Origin of the sequence: Parendozoicomonas sp. Alg238-R29, from assembly GCF_947331445.1 — a bacterium.
GTDB lineage: Bacteria > Pseudomonadota > Gammaproteobacteria > Pseudomonadales > Endozoicomonadaceae > Sansalvadorimonas.
On record NZ_CAMZOG010000178.1, the window covers coordinates 1 to 2,455 of the forward strand.

General features: G+C 33.3%; 1 protein-coding gene. It reads left to right on the forward strand.

The window, feature by feature from the left end; translation table 11 throughout:
* The first annotated feature begins 127 nt into the window (after positions 1 to 127).
* Positions 128 to 2,350 (forward strand): hypothetical protein, encoded by a 2,223-nt coding sequence (locus QMA35_RS21335; RefSeq protein WP_281649157.1) that lies wholly within the window; start codon positions 128 to 130, stop codon positions 2,348 to 2,350.
* The last annotated feature ends 105 nt before the right edge of the window (positions 2,351 to 2,455 follow it).

Consider the following 2,455-nt stretch of genomic DNA (forward strand, 5'->3'; position numbering starts at 1 on the left):
CGTACTGAGCGTAAACGAAGGTGAACCTAACAAGCCCATCCAAGCGACCGCCTACGGCGGCGCTTGATGGGGGCGTTAGCTCTCTTAGCGAACATCATCATCAAACATAACTAAGGAAAAAGTATATATGGATATAAGTAGGTCATTGATTCACTATTCACTTGTTCATTCTGAGTTTGTTAGTTCAAAGGATATTATTACAGGCTTACTTCCTATTTTTTCACCGGTTATAGCAAAGAATAATGGTTATTTCTTTCATCCAGACACGTTTGTGAATGATTTGGAAATCATGTACGGCTTAAAAATGCATCCTTATGTTGCTGAGGAAATAGCTCCTAAATTAGAAGCAAAAGGACTTTTAAAGTCCACACAAGTAAGAAATAGAATTACTTATGTAAATAGTTGTGACATCGAATATGAATCATCTAATGAGCAAGAAATACAATTTAAAAAATTAATAAGTGACTTTACAGATTTTGCTAAAAAAATGTTATCCTCTGTAAGTATTGAAATCAGCAATAAAGAAATTGAAAAGGGATTTTATTACAGGCTCGCTAGACTAGATTTCATTAGAGAGATAAATAGTAAAGATGTCGATAAAAAAGAAGAAAGCGTATTAGACTATGCATTTGCACGCTTTGTAGAAAACTCTAGCGAGAGAGGGAAAGGCTACGAAAAAATATTAGAAGAAGCTCATTCAGGCGCGATGTTAGCTGAGGTTGTATTAAATCTAAAAAAACCGCCTAAAACAGAGCAAAGCATTGAAGGAATAAAGATATTAGTTGATGCTCCAATTTTAATCGACTTATTAGGTTTAGCTGATACGGAGACATCAAGATATACAGATGATCTTCTTTCAGAGATAAAAAAATCCGGAGGAGAACTAATAACTAGTGATTATTACATACAAGAAGCTAAAGAGTTAATATCAAATAGCTTAAGATCCTATGGAAATAATAGGCAATATTTAAGTAGTCTTGATAAATTTCTTCTTTTAAATCGTCTGAATAAAACCAAAGCAGAATCTATTCTAAGAAATATTGAAGAAGAATTAAAAATAAAGAGTGTTAATTTCAGCCCAGCAGTCTCATACCATGGGCAGAATTCTACATCTCAAAGAGCCAAGGAGTTAGAAGAAGGTTTATATTCTGCACTGGGTGACTATCAGAATGAGAAAGCAAAAGATAGGGATGCCAAAAGCGCAGCACTAGTTGTTATTGTAAATCAATACAAAGCTATATATAACATCAATGATGCGAAGATATTTTTCCTGACAAAAAATTCAAGAATTACAGACAATATTAATTCATACTTAAAACGTAAAAGATTAATTCTTGAAGGGTCAATGTCTCCAGTAATCACAGACAGGAAGCTAGCTACTTTAATGTGGGTTATGAACGGAGGTGTTGGTAAAAACTTATTAAGTTCAGAGCTTTTAGCAAACTGTCACAGAGCTATAAAATCAAAGCTTTCAATTCTACAAAATGCAAAAGAAGTATTACTGGATATAACCAAGAGTAGTGAAGAAGATATAAATAGAATTGAAGGAATAATAAAAAATCAAAGAGCTGCTTTTTGCCTTCTTGATAAAGTTGGAGGTGACATAGAACTAATAAAAAACAAAGATTCAAAAAGTTTAATTGATGAGATAATTGAAGAGATAAAAATCGAAGAGTCAACAAGAAGTAACGAAAAGCTACAGCAGGTTATTGAGGAAATAGAGAGCAATAATGCTGAAGTTACAGCGAAAATAAACACAGAACATGAGACTGAAAAAGAATTATTGCAAGAAACCTCAAATTCGAGGATAGAGATACTAGAAAACAAAATATTAAAATTAGATGCTTTGAAAAACGAACTTATAGATGCGAAAAACGCAAAGGATAATGAATTACAAGAAGCCAGCAATATCATCGCAAGATTCAAATTTGAAAAAGAAGAAGATAATTTAAGAATACTCAATCAGGCAGACTTTATTTCTGGTTTGTTCGAAAAAACAATAAATATTAGTTTTATAGTGGTTGTGTTTTTTATTGTGCAAAATCTAGTATCGCTAGACTCCTTAAGTGATTATGATTTTGGAATAATCGTTATAAAAATGTCATATTTAGAAAAATCTATCCCTTTCATCTCTTCAGCGCTCGCACTTTTGCTAACCTGGAAAATCCCAGACTATACAATTGGTTTAATTTCAAAGGTTGCAAAGACGAAAGTAGAAGCATTTATTCTAAATCTTCGAGGTTTTAAAGGAAAAAGTGAGCATAAAATAAAAGATGTCATCAATTCCAATGACTTGATGACCGCTAACAAAACCTCAAGAAAACCCGAAAATAAAATCAAAGAAAGCTAACAAGCGCATCATATTCGTCGCTTCGCTCCTGGGACGCCTACGGCGCCCCATATGCGGGCGTTGTGCGTCGGGGTGAATATATTAATTTCTCGTTCCTCGTTTTTC